13 protein-coding genes and 1 pseudogene are annotated in these 14,194 nt (G+C 60.0%); 5 read left to right on the forward strand and 9 right to left on the reverse strand.

Annotated features, from left to right (window positions below; all coding sequences use genetic code 11):
* Positions 1 to 77 precede the first annotated feature (77 nt).
* The 3 genes from C5J26_RS15350 to C5J26_RS15360 are packed head-to-tail and all read right to left on the reverse strand — an operon-like array spanning position 78 to position 4,055.
* A complete protein-coding gene (locus tag C5J26_RS15350) occupies positions 78 to 923 on the reverse strand; it encodes a transporter substrate-binding domain-containing protein (RefSeq protein WP_105402786.1) in 846 nt (281 codons plus the stop codon).
* 41 nt (positions 924 to 964) lie between these two features.
* On the reverse strand, positions 965 to 2,641 hold the full coding sequence (locus tag C5J26_RS15355; RefSeq protein ID WP_105402540.1) for a M28 family peptidase: 1,677 nt from the start codon (positions 2,639 to 2,641) through the stop codon (positions 965 to 967).
* Positions 2,634 to 4,055 (reverse strand): M20 family metallopeptidase, encoded by a 1,422-nt coding sequence (locus tag C5J26_RS15360; protein WP_105402541.1) that lies wholly within the window; start codon positions 4,053 to 4,055, stop codon positions 2,634 to 2,636. Before C5J26_RS15360 ends, C5J26_RS15355 begins: the two co-directional genes overlap by 8 nt.
* A 120-nt stretch (positions 4,056 to 4,175) precedes the next feature.
* Here C5J26_RS15360 and C5J26_RS15365 point away from each other — a divergent pair, with 120 nt between their 5' ends.
* Entirely contained in the window at positions 4,176 to 4,805 is a 630-nt protein-coding gene (locus C5J26_RS15365) for a GntR family transcriptional regulator (RefSeq protein ID WP_105402542.1), read from the forward strand.
* 295 nt (positions 4,806 to 5,100) lie between these two features.
* On the opposite strand, the gene C5J26_RS15375 is transcribed toward C5J26_RS15365, so the two are convergent.
* The 4 genes from C5J26_RS15375 to C5J26_RS15390 form a co-directional block, all read right to left on the reverse strand.
* A complete protein-coding gene (locus C5J26_RS15375) occupies positions 5,101 to 5,460 on the reverse strand; it encodes a DUF4189 domain-containing protein (protein WP_105402544.1) in 360 nt (119 codons plus the stop codon).
* Positions 5,461 to 5,998: 538 nt separating this feature from the next.
* Positions 5,999 to 6,916 carry an RNA polymerase sigma factor gene (locus tag C5J26_RS15380; protein ID WP_105402545.1) on the reverse strand — a complete coding sequence of 306 codons (918 nt, stop codon included), beginning with the start codon at positions 6,914 to 6,916 and terminating at the stop codon, positions 5,999 to 6,001.
* Entirely contained in the window at positions 6,913 to 7,656 is a 744-nt protein-coding gene (locus C5J26_RS15385) for an SDR family oxidoreductase (protein WP_105402546.1), read from the reverse strand. Before C5J26_RS15385 ends, C5J26_RS15380 begins: the two co-directional genes overlap by 4 nt.
* A 550-nt stretch (positions 7,657 to 8,206) precedes the next feature.
* Positions 8,207 to 9,160, reverse strand: coding sequence for an aldo/keto reductase (locus tag C5J26_RS15390; RefSeq protein ID WP_105402547.1), 954 nt, complete (start codon positions 9,158 to 9,160; stop codon positions 8,207 to 8,209).
* A gap of 173 nt (positions 9,161 to 9,333) precedes the next feature.
* On the opposite strand from C5J26_RS15390, the gene C5J26_RS15395 reads away from it, so the two are divergent.
* The 3 genes from C5J26_RS15395 to vapC all read left to right on the forward strand — a co-directional run bounded on the left by C5J26_RS15395 (position 9,334) and on the right by vapC (position 11,251).
* Positions 9,334 to 10,233, forward strand: coding sequence for an AraC family transcriptional regulator (locus C5J26_RS15395; RefSeq protein WP_105402548.1), 900 nt, complete (start codon positions 9,334 to 9,336; stop codon positions 10,231 to 10,233).
* Positions 10,234 to 10,607: 374 nt separating this feature from the next.
* Positions 10,608 to 10,838 (forward strand): type II toxin-antitoxin system VapB family antitoxin, encoded by a 231-nt coding sequence (vapB, locus tag C5J26_RS15400; RefSeq protein ID WP_105402549.1) that lies wholly within the window; start codon positions 10,608 to 10,610, stop codon positions 10,836 to 10,838.
* Positions 10,838 to 11,251, forward strand: a complete 414-nt coding sequence (gene vapC, locus C5J26_RS15405; RefSeq protein ID WP_105402550.1) for a tRNA(fMet)-specific endonuclease VapC — start codon at positions 10,838 to 10,840, stop codon at positions 11,249 to 11,251. Before vapB ends, vapC begins: the two co-directional genes overlap by 1 nt.
* A gap of 660 nt (positions 11,252 to 11,911) precedes the next feature.
* On the opposite strand, the gene C5J26_RS15415 is transcribed toward vapC, so the two are convergent.
* A complete protein-coding gene (locus C5J26_RS15415) occupies positions 11,912 to 12,142 on the reverse strand; it encodes an RloB domain-containing protein (RefSeq protein ID WP_172723923.1) in 231 nt (76 codons plus the stop codon).
* 376 nt (positions 12,143 to 12,518) lie between these two features.
* On the opposite strand from C5J26_RS15415, the pseudogene C5J26_RS33665 reads away from it, so the two are divergent.
* A pseudogene (locus C5J26_RS33665) lies at positions 12,519 to 12,648 on the forward strand (IS3 family transposase); the annotation flags it as partial.
* 95 nt (positions 12,649 to 12,743) lie between these two features.
* On the opposite strand, the gene C5J26_RS15420 reads toward C5J26_RS33665, so the two are convergent.
* Positions 12,744 to 14,189, reverse strand: coding sequence for a hypothetical protein (locus C5J26_RS15420; protein WP_105402553.1), 1,446 nt, complete (start codon positions 14,187 to 14,189; stop codon positions 12,744 to 12,746).
* Positions 14,190 to 14,194 lie beyond the last annotated feature (5 nt).

Consider the following 14,194-nt stretch of genomic DNA (forward strand, 5'->3'; position numbering starts at 1 on the left):
GGAGGTTTGTTCGTATCCAGACGCCGGCGTCACGGCACGGGGACGCAACTTTCGTACCCCGCGCCGGGTCCACAGGGTCAGAACGATGGCGTCAGGTCCAGCTTGCTCCATTTTTCGGAGAGCTTTTTGATGACGCCATCCGCGGCCGCCGACTTGATGGCTGCGTCGAACTTCTCCTTCAGATCGGTCTCGCCCTTGCGCATGCCCATGGCGACCTCCGTCGCCAGCATGGCGCCCTTCATCAGCGGTCCGGCCATCGCCAGATCCTCGTTCCCAGGTTTGGCAAGTGCGGTGGTGCCGTAGACGCCGCTATCGAAACCGGCGTCGATGCGGCCGGCCTTGAGGTCGAGATCGCGTTCGCCGGAATTCTTGTAGGTGCGAACGGTGACGCTTTTGCCGAAATAGGCATTGATCAACTGCTCTTGGCTGGTCGATTGCACGACGCCGATCGTCTTTCCGGAGAGAACACCGCCGATCGTCTTCATCACTGGATCGGCCTTGTCCTTGTCGTTGAGGCTCAGTCGTTCGCCGGTCATCGGCAGCTTGCTGACCGGGCTGTCCTTCAGCGTGATGAAGGTCGCCACGCCGCTTGCATAAGGCACCGTGAAATCGACGACTTCCTTTCGCTTTTCGTTGATGCCGAGCGTCATGATAAGATCGAACTTGCCGGCATTGACGCTGGGGATCATGGCGCTCCATTCACCGGCGATCAGCTCGCATTCGACCTTGGCGCGCTGGCACAGGTCGTTGATGAGGTCGATATCGAGTCCGGTCAGGTTGCCCTTGGAATCCAGTGCGTTCCATGGCGGAAAGGCGCCTTCGATACCGACCTTTACACGGGTCCAGTCCTTGGCTTCTGCGCCCGGCAGCATGATGGTGAGAGTGGCAGCCAGCGCGGCCGCCCAGAGTTTCCCGGTTTTCATGTCGTTGTTCCCTTGTTTGTTCGTTGTGCTGGAGAGGAAGGTCATACTCCTTCGAGTGCAAGCACCGCGCAGGCTTGTCGGAGCACGGAGAGAAGCCGGTTGCGCGTCTGGCGCCCATGAACCGTGAAGAACGCGATATCGGCATGCCCTTCCGGCAGGGCGGCCAGTTCGCGAAGCCCTGATAGCGACGGCCAGGCCGGATGCGGAAGCGCATTGTCGTGATGGAAACGGTCACCGTACGTGTAGTTCAACGGAACGAGGAGGCGGGACGCCTGCCGAAGGCGGTCGTTGATTGCATCTGCGTTCGCCGTTCCCTTACGCGCGGCCTCATTGATGGCATCGGCGCGCCGATGCAGTTCATCGGCCACCGATATCAGCTTGTCGATATCCAGCCGGCCAGCGAGTTTGCCGTTCAGGCTGCTCAACTCATCCTTGAGCGACGCTGCGTAGGCGGTGTAGTCGAGCGGCAGAACGCGGGCATCGAGCAATTCACCGAGCACGCGCAACACGATCTCGGTGTCGCGCTGAAGATTGGCCGGATCGATATGCTCTTCCGTATCGTGCGGCGTGTGCCACCACCACCCGAGCGCCGTCAGCATCTTCACAGGCCCTGGGGGCTGATGGCTGAGGCTGCCGAACATCGAGGGAATACCGACGCCCCAGAAGGACTGGTCGGCAGCGCGCCCGTGACGACGGCCGCGATGCACCTGGCCGGTCACCGTTTCGACGGCCCTTGCCGCGACCGCCTTCAATTCGTCGATGACGGTCGAATTCGTCAGGATGTCCGCGCCTGCACCGCCGGTGGAATCGACGTTCACATGCGCCACGCAGCGCTGTTCCAGCTCATCCCAATATTCGTCCGCGTACCAGGCGGAGCCGGAATAACGGCCGTGGGAATGGCCGGACCAGAAGCAGATGCGCAGGCCCCGCTGCCAGTTTTCGCGCCGCTCGGCCAGGAGACGCGCGGCCTCCAGCATCGTGGCGTTGGCTCCACCATTGTCCATCACGCCGTAATGCCAGGTATCGTGATGGCCGGAAAACAGGATGAAAGGTGCATCCGGCCGGTTTTCCGGGAAAAGCTCCGCGACCAGGATAGGCGTCTTGCGCCAGCCCGTATCCACCTCGGTCGTCAGGCGGGCGACAGGCGCCTTGCGTGCGCGGCAGGCCTGACGGAGCCGTGCGCCGTCGTCGTGGGCGATCGTGCAGATCGCGGTCCTTGGCAGCTGCTTGCGGGTATGTTGCGACGGACTGCCCCAGACAGGCGAGACGCACATTTCGTAAAGATGTTCGTTGGGGCTGACATGAATCTGTCCGATCGCGCCGCGGGCACTTGCAAGGGCCGCGACGTCTTCGGTCGCGATACCGTCGACAAGGATGATGTGCCCCTCGACATCGATCCCCTCCAAATCGGCTTCAGCGCCTTCTGCGACATAGATGACTTCCGCCGAGATGCCTTCTCCAGGCGTCGAAACCGACATGGAATGGGTGATGCAGCGGACAGCGTTTCCACCGATTTCGACCGCTGCGCTGCCCGGCAGGCTAATATAGGCGTCGTGCAGGAGAAGCTTGGTCCGATAGCCGTAAGAGGCTATCTGCCTTTCCAGATATTTAAAGCTTTCCAGCTCTTCCGCCGTGCCCGAGAGTTTCACCCGTTTGCCAAACTCGCGGATGTGGCCCATCAGGATCTGGCGGTCGGGCTGGAGCGGCGCGTCAGACATCCCGCTTCTCCCGAATGTCGGGCTGAACGTCATCGGGAATCGGATTGATGAAGGGAGTACCTTCGAGCCGCGCCGTAAAGTCGGCTTTCGCTTCTGCGATCAGTTCCGGCTTCAGGATGAGATCGACGGCGGTCGATGCCATTACCTTGGCCGCATGTGTCATGCCCTTGTGCGCGGGCAGCTTGCCCTGGGCGACGAGCTGCCAGGAATGCCCGGGCGTGCCGATCGCATAGGTGGCGCCGCGCATCTGGACGGTTGGCACGACCCAGCTGACCGTTCCGACATCGGTGGAGCCGACCAGCGTTCCGTCGCCGCTGTCCGGCGGGAAGATGACATCGCAGAGCGACACGCCCTTGCGGACCTTCAGTCCGAACCGTCCGAAGGACGTGGCGATATCCGCCTGGCTGAAGGTTTCCTGGAATTTTGCGGCGGTCGCCTTGTCCGCCTCGTCGAAAGCCGGCAGGCCGACGCGCTCGATGTGGCTGTGCATCAGCGTTTCGAGCGGCGTGTTGCCGACCAAGTTCGCATCGCCGCTGACGATCCGGCTGCGCACGGAGGTGCCGGTCATCAGGGCCGCGCCGGCCGCCACATCCTTCACTCGGGCCACCAGTTCCAGAAGTTCGGGAAGCGTGCGCGACCGGATCAGATAACGCACTGAGGCTTTCGCCTGCACGACGTTCGGGGCATGGCCGCCCGTATCGGTAATGGCATAGTGGATCCGCGCCGTCGACGGCATATGCTCGCGCAGGTAATTGACGCCGACATTCATCAGCTCGACTGCGTCGAGTGCGCTGCGTCCGAGATGCGGCGAGGCGGCGGCGTGCGACGCACGGCCGGTGAAGTGGAAATTGAGCTCGTTGCAGGCAAGCGAGATCGGATTGTTGACGCCGACGAATGCGGCCGGATGCCAGGAAATCGCGATATCAACATCGTCAAAAACGCCGGCCCGGACCATGAAGCCCTTCGAGGAGCCGCCCTCTTCGGCAGGACAGCCATAATAGCGGACGCGGCCCTGGAGATTGTTCGCCTTGAGGTAATCCTTGACGGCGGCGGCGGCCAGCAGGGAGCCGGAGCCAAGCAGGTTATGGCCGCAGCCGTGCCCATTACCGCCTTCGGTGACCGCTTTCTGTTCGGCAAGGCCCGCGACCTGGCTGAGGCCCGGCAAAGCGTCATATTCGCCGAGAATGGCGATGACCGGACCGCCTTCGCCAGCCTCGCCCATCACCGCCGTCGGGATGTTTGCGACATTGCGGGTGACCCTGAACCCTTCCGCTTCCAGAAGTTCCGCATGGGCCGCCGAGGAGCGATATTCCTCGTAATTGGTCTCCGGGACGTCCCAGACATAGTCGCTCAGTTCTGCAAAGCGAGGCGCCTTGTCGTCAACCAGATCTGAAATGTCGTCAGAATTTTTCATCGCTGCCTGCTTATTTTATCCAATATTGGTACCAATTTATGGGAAGATTCTTCTTTCAGCAACCGGAATTTATGGCTAGTTATTGGGCAAATTGCCCGCAGATGATCAAGGCTTTTTCAGATGGACAACCTGCCCGAAGAAACAATCGCGCATGACGAACCCGACGCCACGCAACTTATTCTGACGGATATCCAATCCGGCCTATTTCCGCCGGGCGTCTGGTTGAAACAGGTCGATCTGGAAACACGTTACGGGCGCGGGCGCAATGAGATCCGCCGCGCACTCGACCGCCTGGCGCAAAAGCGTGTTGTCGAGCACGTGCCGAACCGCGGCTATCACGTTTACAAGGCCGACGGAAAGCTAGCGGATGACATTGCCGAGATCCGCATCATACTGGAAACCGGGGTGGTGCCGAAAGTTGTGGCGATGGCGACTGACGACGATCTCAGCAGCCTGCGCGTCCTGGCCGAGCGGTTCGAAAGCCTGATCCTGCACGGGACCGTGCTGGAACTGTATGAAGCCAATCTGAACTTCCATCGGGCCTTCGTGCAGCTATCTGGTAACGACGAACTGGATGGGATTATCGCCGAACTCCGACAGCGCACGTCTTCCGCTCCCGTTTCCCAGTGGAAGACGCGGGCGCGAATCGAGCAATCGGCTCGGGAGCATCATGAGATGGTTGATCTTCTGCAGGCGCGCGACGGGAAGAGGCTGAAGGCGCTCATTGAAAGACACATCCGACAAAGATGACGCGGTGATAAGGCAACCTCTCAGCGCAAGTGTAACGCCGCGGCCGCCACAAAGATGGACAAGCAGTCTGACGGCGGCCATCTATCCGGCAGCTGTCACTCAAGCAAGATTTCGTCCGGCCAAAAGACTGTCGAGGCGTCGAACCGAAAAAACGAGTGAGCCATCTTCTTTTGAACCTGCGCACCTGGCGCATCAGTGTGGCCTTGTCGGTTTGATAAACAGCGGAGGAAAGAGGCCGCAAAACGCAATAGGTTGTCTGGCAGCCCGCCGGTTTGAAGCCAGGGGGCTTGCTCCATCAATGGCAGTCAGAGACGATGAGCTTGCACTCGGGGCATTCGGCCTTCGCAGCCTTCTGCGCTGCTGCTTCTGTGCTACCCACGCCCGTCGCGTAGCTCGCCTTGTTGCCTACATAGGCGCCGCACTGTTCGAAGGTCAGCATGACCTCGCACGTCGCATTACCGGCGGCCTTGCATTCCTTCATGGCATTCGAAGATGCTTCCTTCTTCGAACCACCATACCCAACGGCATAGCCAGCATCTTCCGCTGCCGTGCCCGATGCGTCATTCACAGCAATAGCGCCGGTAGCGAGAGCTGATGTCGCGCAAGCGCAGGAAAGAACTGCGGCGGCGAACGCGGCGCGGATAGCGAATTTCATTTTTGGAAGTTCCCCTAGGCCACCGAATTGCGGCGGGTGAGGAATATCAAAGCTGCTCAATGCTTCAAGCGGTTATGCCCGTTAGTGTTAACTTAGAGCCCGCATCCGTTGGTGCGCCGGCGATTGGACCTGAGGTAGGTCAGCGCCGCGTCCCACGAAGATTTAGCGCACGCATGTCGGCGGCACGCGCCTCAAGCTTATTACTCGAACACGTCCACCACAGAAGCTTTTGTCTGGCGCCTACAGGGTTGGGCCTGAAGACATGTTTCGAGCTCGAGGCTTGGGCCTTGTCGAGCTGGATGCAAAGTTCGCGAACTCACGGCTAAACTGACGGTTGCCGGAAGCGACCACCACCGGGAAACAGAGCTAGGTCACGAAACAGGTAATTTCGAGTATTGGCGGTTATTCGAATCTCATCAAGAGCTTTACGACAGCTCAGCAATGACAACCTCGCACCTTCTTGTTGGTCATAGAGGCAGTTGTTGCCTCGGTCGAAAGCGGTCATCGCATTGGTTTGACACAACGAGACCATCAGGCACTAATATTCGCGTTGCGATGTGGCCCGCGTCACAGCCGCGTCCTCCATGACGTAGGTCGCATATCGATGGTCGCGGATCAATGTTATCTTTTGGTCCTTCCATTCAAGCAGCATGAAGTAAGCAGGAGCAGCGGACGGCGCGGCCGAGACCAGCAATATTTCCCTGCCCTCCAGACAAGCCGGTTCGATCCAAACCCGCGGATAATCCGCATAATAGGAAAAGAATCGGCCAACGTTCGCCGCACCGGAGACCTGCGGCCGCCGTGCCTGACGAAGCCGAACATCCTCGGCAAGCAGGCTGCGCAGGGCCGTCCAATCCCTCGCGTTGAAGAGCGCTGCGAAATTCAGAACCTCGGCACTTGGGGGCAGCGGAACTTCGGACTCTGCCACGGCGATGGATCGCAATCCTGCCCGACCACGTGAGAGATGGGCTTTGACAGCATCGATACTCAGGCCCAATAGCGCGGCGATGTCTGCGATAGACTCTCCCAGCACATCCTTGAGGATCACGGCGCTACGCTGCGGCACCGGCAATTTGGCAAAGTGAGCCATGGCGATCCGCACCGTGTCCTGCCGGATCAGGGCATCCTCTGGATCCGCAGCTCTGACATCAGCTAGATCAAAGGCCGTCTCCAGCGGCTCCGAACGGCGGGTATTTCGCTGGCGCAGAGCATCAATGGCGCGATTGTGAACAATGCGAAACAGCCAGGGTCGCAGCGGCGTGCCGGACGAGATCGAACCGACCATCGCGAACGCACTGACCAACGCGTCCTGTATCACGTCCTCGCCGTCGATCACCGAGCCGACCAATCGGGCAGCATAGCGATGCAGTTCCGGGCGAACTGCATCCGCCTCCTTGGCCAGCGCCGCGTAGAGTGTGTTCTTCGCTTCCGCTTCAAAGGCAGCGTCATCCATCATTCGATGACCGTCACGCCCGTATCTCCACGCACGGCGTAGATCATAGCCTCTTCCAGCGGCGTGTTGCCAATCAGTTCGGCTACCGTATCGCCAAAGCCACGCGGTGTCATGTCCGGCCAGGTAGCGGCCTGTTCGGCGAATGTCCGGCCCGCCGCCGCCGCGTAGCCGGAGATTCCGGCGTTGCCCACGCCGGTTCCTGCGAACATCTGCCGGGGGACAATGACCCGGAAACGCAGACCCAGGCCGAGCTGGGTCGACAGGCCCTCAGCATATTTTGCGATGAACCACTGCGCCCGTTTTGCTCCCGCATAGCCTCCCGATAGCGGCGAACCCTGCACCGCGGCTCCGCTGGAAATGAGAACGACCAGCCCGCCTGATGCCATCGGCAACGTCAGAGCGGCCTGGACCCAATGCAGGGCGGCCTTCACATCGACGTTCCAGTTGGTCGTGAACGCCTCCCAGCCAACACGGTCGATACGTTCCATGGGCGGTTCCGCGCCGGCGTTCATGATGACAACATCAGGTCGTGTCTCTGACATGATCCTCTTCGCGGCGTCGGCATTGGTCGCGTCAGCAGACACAGTTGTCACGGCTAGTTGCTCTCCCAGCGTTTGCAAAGTCGTCGTGTCGCGAGCCACGACGATCACTTTAGCTGCGCGCGCTACAAACGCCTCGGCCATTCCGAAGCCCAACCCGCGGCTACCACCGACGACAACTATTCGTTTTCCATCCAAATCCATGTTCTTTCCTCATTCGATCCAACCGCGCAAAGGCAGTCGCGACAAGGACGTTCGAATGAGCTGAAAAGAGTCATCATTTTCGCGCCTGGGCGTGGACAATGAAAAGTTTGATTGGGCGCGACTCAACTCAGACAGATTTCGGTCTGTGCCGGCTCCAGCTGCAAATGTGAAATGTCAATTCCTCAACCATGCGGACGTTCGGGACGGAAAAAGCGAAACCACTCTGGGCCGCTTCAGGATCTTGATAGGAGGAGGGTAACTTCGCACTAGCCGCCGCCAAGACCCCACGGCAACTTTGGCTCGAACCTCACACATTCGGTCCAGCCTTGCTATCGCTTCTCGGGCACCAAAAGCCGACCGCCCGCACTCAGCTCGGTTCCGCCGTCGAACTGCCCGTCAGCAGAGCGCCTCCCTTCTGGTCATTGAGCAGGCGGCGGACCGAGCCCGAAAGCGGCATCTGGCACAAGTAGGCCTATCGGCCCATTGCGCCAGAGGCGGACGCGAGATCGCCCTGTCATATTGCCCAGAACTGCAGTCCGAGGACTTAGACTTACATCTCTTGTTCCCAGAAGCCGCGGGTGTTCACGTTAGCGGCGTCGGCAAGAGCTTCCAGCTCGGCGATGTCATCGCTGGTGAGCGTGATGCTGCTGGCGCGGACCAGACCATCGATATAGTGGGGCTTGGTGACGCCGATGATCGGCGTCGTACCCTTGGTGATGGCCCACGCTGTCGCGACATCGGGCGTTGCTGCATCCTGGCTCTGGCCGATCGAGGCGAGCTTGTCCGTCAGGCCCTTCAACTGAGCCAGCATGCCGTTGTAAATCTTCGCCCGGCTGCTGCCTTCCGGCAGCGGGTTCTCGGTATGGTACTTGCCGGTCAAGGCGCCCTGTTCGAGCACCATATAGGCGAAGAAGCGGATTCCTTGGCTGCGGCAGTGATCCAGGATGCCAGCATCCTCAGAGTTCCGGTAGAGGAGGCTATAGTGGTTCTGGACGGCTTCGACCCGGAACCCGGCTTCGCCCAGGATCTGGTCGGCAAGCTTGATTTCGCTGAGGTTGTGGTTCGAGACGCCGACATGTCTGACCTTCCCGCTTTTCAGCAACGGGATCAGGTGCGGAGTCCACCGCGGCACATCGGCTGGATTGTGAATCCAGTAGAGGTCGATGTAGTCGGTGCCGAGGTTGGCGAGACTCTGCTCCAGCATGTTCGCCATCGGCGTGTCGCTGGTTCCCGCGATCCGCGGGTTGAACTTCGTGGAGAGCTGGTAATCGCTGCGAGCGTAGCGCTTCAGTACCTTCCCGAGCACGGTCTCTGAACGGCCCATACCGTACACAATGGCGGTGTCCCACAGGGTAAACCCGGCCGCATGTGCCTTGTCCGCGACCTCTTCCAGGCCAGCCTGGGTGAGGCTGCTGCCGAAGTAACCGTCGCCAGTCTCGCCGCTGTCGCCCCAGGCCCAGGTGCCCAGTGCAATGGTGGGGCTCTTCATTTTTTCGCTTGTCATGTTTACTCCATCTTGTTCTGCGGCCAGGGTTGCTGTGACCCCGGCGCCGCTGACACTGTGACGCGCGGCGACGCCCAACCGTTAGCCTGATGCGCCGAAATTACTGCCCGATCCTCCAGAGGTCGCGTGGATCTGCCTTGCCGACTTCCGGCGCGGGTGCGATGGTCCGGTACATGGAAACACTGACCGAAATTGCCGCCGTGATTGCCCGCCACGTCTCGAAGGATGGCTTCCACGCCACCCCCATCGAACGGGTGACGCTTGTTCAATCCTCCACAGTGACGATGCCGATGCCGAATGTTTATCGGCCGCAACTATGCCTCGTCGCGCAGGGGCGCAAGGAGGTCACGCTGGGCGACCATGTCTTCAGATATACGCCAGGGCGCTATGGCGTCGTGACCTACGATCTGCCCGTGATAGGCCATGTGGTCGAAGCGACGCCTGACGAACCTTATCTGTGCCTGTACCTCGATTTCGATCCGGTCATGCTGGGGGACTTGGCGTTGCGCGTGCCGCCTCCGCCGGGAGCGCCATCTCGGCCCATAGGCAAGACGGTGTCCGACGCCGGTGCCGCTCTGCTCGACGCAGCGCTACGCCTGCTGCGCTTGCTCGACGATCCGGTAGCGCTGCCCGTGCTCGGGCCGCTTGTCGAGCAGGAAATTCTCTATCACCTGCTCGCCGGCCCGGACGGCGCCAGGATGCGCCACATCACTTCCGGCCAAGGTCCTGTGGCCCAGGTCGGCCGCGCCATAGCCTGGATAGGCAAGAACTTCCGGGAAAGGTTCAGCATCGAGCGGCTTGCCGCGGAAGTCGGCATGAGCCCGTCGAGCCTGCACGAGCATTTTCGCGCCGTGACGGCGATGACGCCGCTGCAGTTTCAGAAGCAGCTCAGGCTGCAGGACGCGCGCAGCCTGATGCTGGTCCAGAACATCGACGTCACGACCGCCGCCTTCCAAGTGGGTTACGAAAGCCCGTCGCAGTTCACTCGCGAATATCGCCGCCACTTTGGAGAACCGCCGGCGCGCGACATAGCCCGCTTGCGCGCTTCGCCGGGCTTGGCAGTGGTAGCTTAAATTCAGCTTGAGAGAAGTCGGCGTCGTGACGTTTATTAAAATATTCTGAGGGTGACCGACGAGAACGCGTTCGAAAGGGCGCGCTATCGTTTTTCCTGATACCATAAGCTGCCGGCCCCCTTTCGGCCCCATTTCGGCGCTCACAGCGGTCATTCGTACAAGCCAAGTTCAAGCGGCGCCTATAGAAGCCGCTTAAAATCGGGAAATGAACAACAGGTCGTTGGTTCTGCCCGGTTCGAGAGCGCCTCAAGTGCGTCTGCGAAGCCGTCCAGCGCGTACGACCATTTGGCCAACATGATGTATATCCCATTGACATATCCCAAAATGCCGAGCTAGATGAATAAAGCGTTTCTTAGATGTCGGAAGGATTAGAGATGGAGCAAGGCGCCGTATTTCAAAGCAATCGTAGCCAGGCAGTTCGACTACCGAAGGCCGTTGCTCTGCCTGATGATGTTAAACGCGTCGACATCGTTGCAGTCGGACGCACTCGGATTATAGCTCCTGCTGGTGAAGTTTGGGACAGTTGGTTCGAAGGTGAAGTGGCAACATCTGATTTCATGGGCGAACGTGATCAGCCAGCCTTGCAGGAGCGCGAGGCATTTTAATGCTGAAGTACATGCTGGATACCAACATCTGCATTTTTACGGTGAAGAACCGACCGCAGCAAGTACGCGAGGCTTTCAACCGCCACCATGGTCAACTTTGCATTAGCTCTGCCAGCTTGATGGAGCTGATCTACGGCGCGGAAAAGTCAGCAATTCCAGAACGAAATCTGTCCGTTGTCGAAGGCTTTGCCGCTCGGCTCGAGGTACTTGCATACGACCAACTGGCCGCAAGCCATACAGGTCAGTTGCGCGCCGAACTTGCACGCAGCGGAACCCCGATCGGGCCCTACGACCAATTGATTGCCGGTCACGCGCGCTCAACAGGCCTGATATTGGTTACCAATAATCGGCGTGAGTTCGATCGCGTGCCGGGCTTACGTGTGGAAGACTGGACAGCTTCGGCGCCTAATTGATGTGAGGGTCGATCGCAGACCCTGTAAGCAATGTAACAAACTCAGAAATCGTTGGAATCTGCCTCGATCTAGATAGCATAGCCGCTGGTTCAGATCGCATGAAGGCGACCGTTCTGCGGTGGGACCAGCTCCTCTTTTGGGTCCCAAAGAGGACACGTGAGAGCAAGACGCTGGACGGCTTGATTACCAGTTGGAACGGGGGCGCGAAGCGCCTGTTTGGCTTCACAACGGCGGAGATGATAGGCAAGCCTGCCATGAGTTTTTCAGATAATAGCCTAGAAGGTCAGCCGCATCGCCACGGGCGCTCCCCGGGGAACCACTGAAGGCCGATCGGCAACTTGTCCGACGGCGTCCGTTCAATCGCGGCCCGAAACGCCGCGGCCGCTTTTGCAAGCTCGTCCATCTAGGAGAACCGTCCGGCAATCTTCATAAGCTCGCCGGTTAGCACGTCGGCGTCCGTGTATGGATCCGTGCCGCTATGTGCGGTTAAACTGCGCGCGAAGATTGACCGCGCGGGCCGTGGCGGCAGGAATCCGGTCCTTGGTGTCTTCGTATACTGTCTTGCTGTTCTTGGCGCGCGTAGTGCGCCGGCTTTCGCAACTCGGCATAGACCTCGGCCCGGTGGATGGGAGCGAGAACGTCGCGGAAGTGCAACAGCACCTACAGCTCGAGATTCGGAACCGACGGGATGGCGGTAAACGGAACCGCTTTCCCCTCGACGCTTTTCAGCTTTTTGTCAGTGGCCTCGGCTTTGGCGAGGGCATTGTGGTAGCTCAGATGGTCGTCCCGGTCGAAGACGACGTAGACGTGGTCGAAGGCCCTGGTTTCGTTGAACAGGTCGATCGCATACTTGAGGATGTTTAACGGGGAGGTTCCGTAGTCGGACGGCACAATACGGATATCGGCGTTGGAGAGCCGTTTTCGCGGCGGATCGCCTCGAAATAATTGACCTCGGTCTTTTCGCCTTCGCACACGATCAGCGTCCGGTCATAGGACCTCTTGCGACCCGGTCGGCGTGTCAGGCGTGCTTCGGGACGTTCAAAGCGGTGCTTCTTGCCCGAATCTTACTCTTTACGAAAGTGAAGTTCGAGCCCGCAGCCCGCGCTCAGGTTCGGCAGAGGCAAAGCTGCCTTTCGCTCGCGATCCGGCAGTCCGGCGAAGTGAATGGTTTGGCTTGCCGTGGCAATATCTCCTAGATTGCCAATATAGCGTCCGCAGCCAGTAACTGCATGAACTGAAAATTTACGAAAATTTGATCGACTGAACGGAATTCGCCACTCCGGAATGGGTCGACTGGTTCAATCACCGGCGATTTCTGGAGCCAATCGGGAATAGACCCGTCGGCCGAAGCTGAAGAGCGGTATTGCGCCATACCGGACGAACCAGCCATAACCGCATATGGGACGCTAACCGTATGGGTTCGCGAGGCGTTTCTTGAGACCAGCAATTGCCGCGATCAAACATCTATGACGGCACCGCTCTGGTCGCGGTCTCAGGCGGCCGGGCCGCCCGAAAGTGCCGATGGCGGCAGGCCGGGTGCGACGCGTTTGCCTGTCAGCCAGTGCAGCATCAGTGCAATGGCCACGAGCACAGCGACGATCTGGACGGCAAACACCACCTCATAGGCGCTGTTGATATCGAGGCCGGCGAGCTTGCTCGACTGGAAGACGATCTCGAGGATCTCGATCCCGACTTCGGTGCCGAACATGATGATGAAGGCCGGCGCCAGCGCGACGATCTTGCTTTGCGCGCCCAGCCCGGCGACGACGCCGATGACGGCCGCCGTCGCCGTGCCCATGCCGATGCTCGACAGCATCTTGGAGATGTAGAACAGCGGAACGTTGATCTCCTGATAGGGGTAGAAATAGATCGCCACCATGCCGGCCAGCAGAAACGGCAGCGACAGGCCCACCATGCGCGTGCCCCAGTGTGGGTAACGCACCAGAATCGCTCCGGTGGCAAACACCGAGATGATCTGGCTGGCGGCAGAAAGCGTCGCGCGGTTGTCGATCAGATCCGCCGAGCACAGGTGCCGGACCAGATAGGCGGTGTCGTAAAGGCCGGTGGTCGGGATCTCCAGCACGAACAGGACGCAGAGCAGGAAGATCGCCAGATGCGGGACCTCGCCGGCGCCGCGGGTCAGGTGCTTGCGCTTCAAGAACAGTGCTACGACGATCGCAACGAACACCGCCATCAGCGTCAGACTGATGATGCTGTCGATGCCGACGAAGGAATTGGCGGCGGTCCAGGCCTCGAAGGCGATAACGGCAATGATCAACGGCAGCGCCCGCTTCCAGGCCTTCGGGGCATCGGCGGGTACCGGTGCAAGCGTGTCGTCCGCTTTGCCCTTCTCGCCGAAGACGAAGGGAATGAAGATCAGGAAGACCAGCGGCAGGATGGCCATGATCAGGAAGTAGTTGCCGGTGCCGATGTCGAAGGCGACGTATTTGACCAACTGTGGCGTCACCAGGAATGCGATCGGCTGGGCCGAGATCCACACCGTGGTGAGCCGGGAGCGCATCGCCGGGTCCTTCTCGTCGTTGATCGCCAATTGCGCCAGCGGCGCGAAGAAGGCGACGGAAAAGCCGCTGAAGGCAAAGCTCGCAATCACCACGGCTTCGCGGATCTCCAGCGCCGGATCGACCAGCATGGTCACGCCGACCAAGGCATAGCATGCCGTGGTGATGACGGCGAAGATAACGGCGATCTTCTTGGCGCTACGCACCGAGATGACGAACGGAGCCAACGCCAAAGCCAGCACCGCGCCGCCCAGCAGCAGCTCGATCAGTACGTCGGTCTTTTCCACCGAGATGTTCAGGAAGCTGGCGAACTCGCTCTGCGACACCGATACCGTGGTGGTGCTGATTGAGCGCAGTCCGTTACCGAGCAGCACGAACATCGCCAAGATGAGACCTTCAAGCGCTAGGAGCCTGTGCATTCTGT

This window comes from Neorhizobium sp. T7_12 (genome assembly GCF_002968535.1).
Classification (GTDB): Bacteria; Pseudomonadota; Alphaproteobacteria; order Rhizobiales; family Rhizobiaceae; genus Neorhizobium; species Neorhizobium tomejilense.

What these genes read in the sequence shown, in the direction of transcription:
- C5J26_RS15375 (WP_105402544.1), bottom strand. Translation starts at nt 5,460, where the DNA reads ATGAAATTCGCTATCCGCGCCGCGTTCGCCGCCGCAGTTCTTTCCTGC.
- C5J26_RS15385 (WP_105402546.1), bottom strand. Translation starts at nt 7,656, where the DNA reads ATGGATTTGGATGGAAAACGAATAGTTGTCGTCGGTGGTAGCCGCGGG.
- C5J26_RS15350 (WP_105402786.1), bottom strand. Translation starts at nt 923, where the DNA reads ATGAAAACCGGGAAACTCTGGGCGGCCGCGCTGGCTGCCACTCTCACC.
- vapC (WP_105402550.1), top strand. Translation starts at nt 10,838, where the DNA reads ATGCTGAAGTACATGCTGGATACCAACATCTGCATTTTTACGGTGAAG.
- C5J26_RS15420 (WP_105402553.1), bottom strand. Translation starts at nt 14,189, where the DNA reads ATGCACAGGCTCCTAGCGCTTGAAGGTCTCATCTTGGCGATGTTCGTG.
- vapB (WP_105402549.1), top strand. Translation starts at nt 10,608, where the DNA reads ATGGAGCAAGGCGCCGTATTTCAAAGCAATCGTAGCCAGGCAGTTCGA.
- C5J26_RS15360 (WP_105402541.1), bottom strand. Translation starts at nt 4,055, where the DNA reads ATGAAAAATTCTGACGACATTTCAGATCTGGTTGACGACAAGGCGCCT.
- C5J26_RS15390 (WP_105402547.1), bottom strand. Translation starts at nt 9,160, where the DNA reads ATGACAAGCGAAAAAATGAAGAGCCCCACCATTGCACTGGGCACCTGG.
- C5J26_RS15395 (WP_105402548.1), top strand. Translation starts at nt 9,334, where the DNA reads ATGGAAACACTGACCGAAATTGCCGCCGTGATTGCCCGCCACGTCTCG.
- C5J26_RS15355 (WP_105402540.1), bottom strand. Translation starts at nt 2,641, where the DNA reads ATGTCTGACGCGCCGCTCCAGCCCGACCGCCAGATCCTGATGGGCCAC.
- C5J26_RS15365 (WP_105402542.1), top strand. Translation starts at nt 4,176, where the DNA reads ATGGACAACCTGCCCGAAGAAACAATCGCGCATGACGAACCCGACGCC.
- C5J26_RS15380 (WP_105402545.1), bottom strand. Translation starts at nt 6,916, where the DNA reads ATGATGGATGACGCTGCCTTTGAAGCGGAAGCGAAGAACACACTCTAC.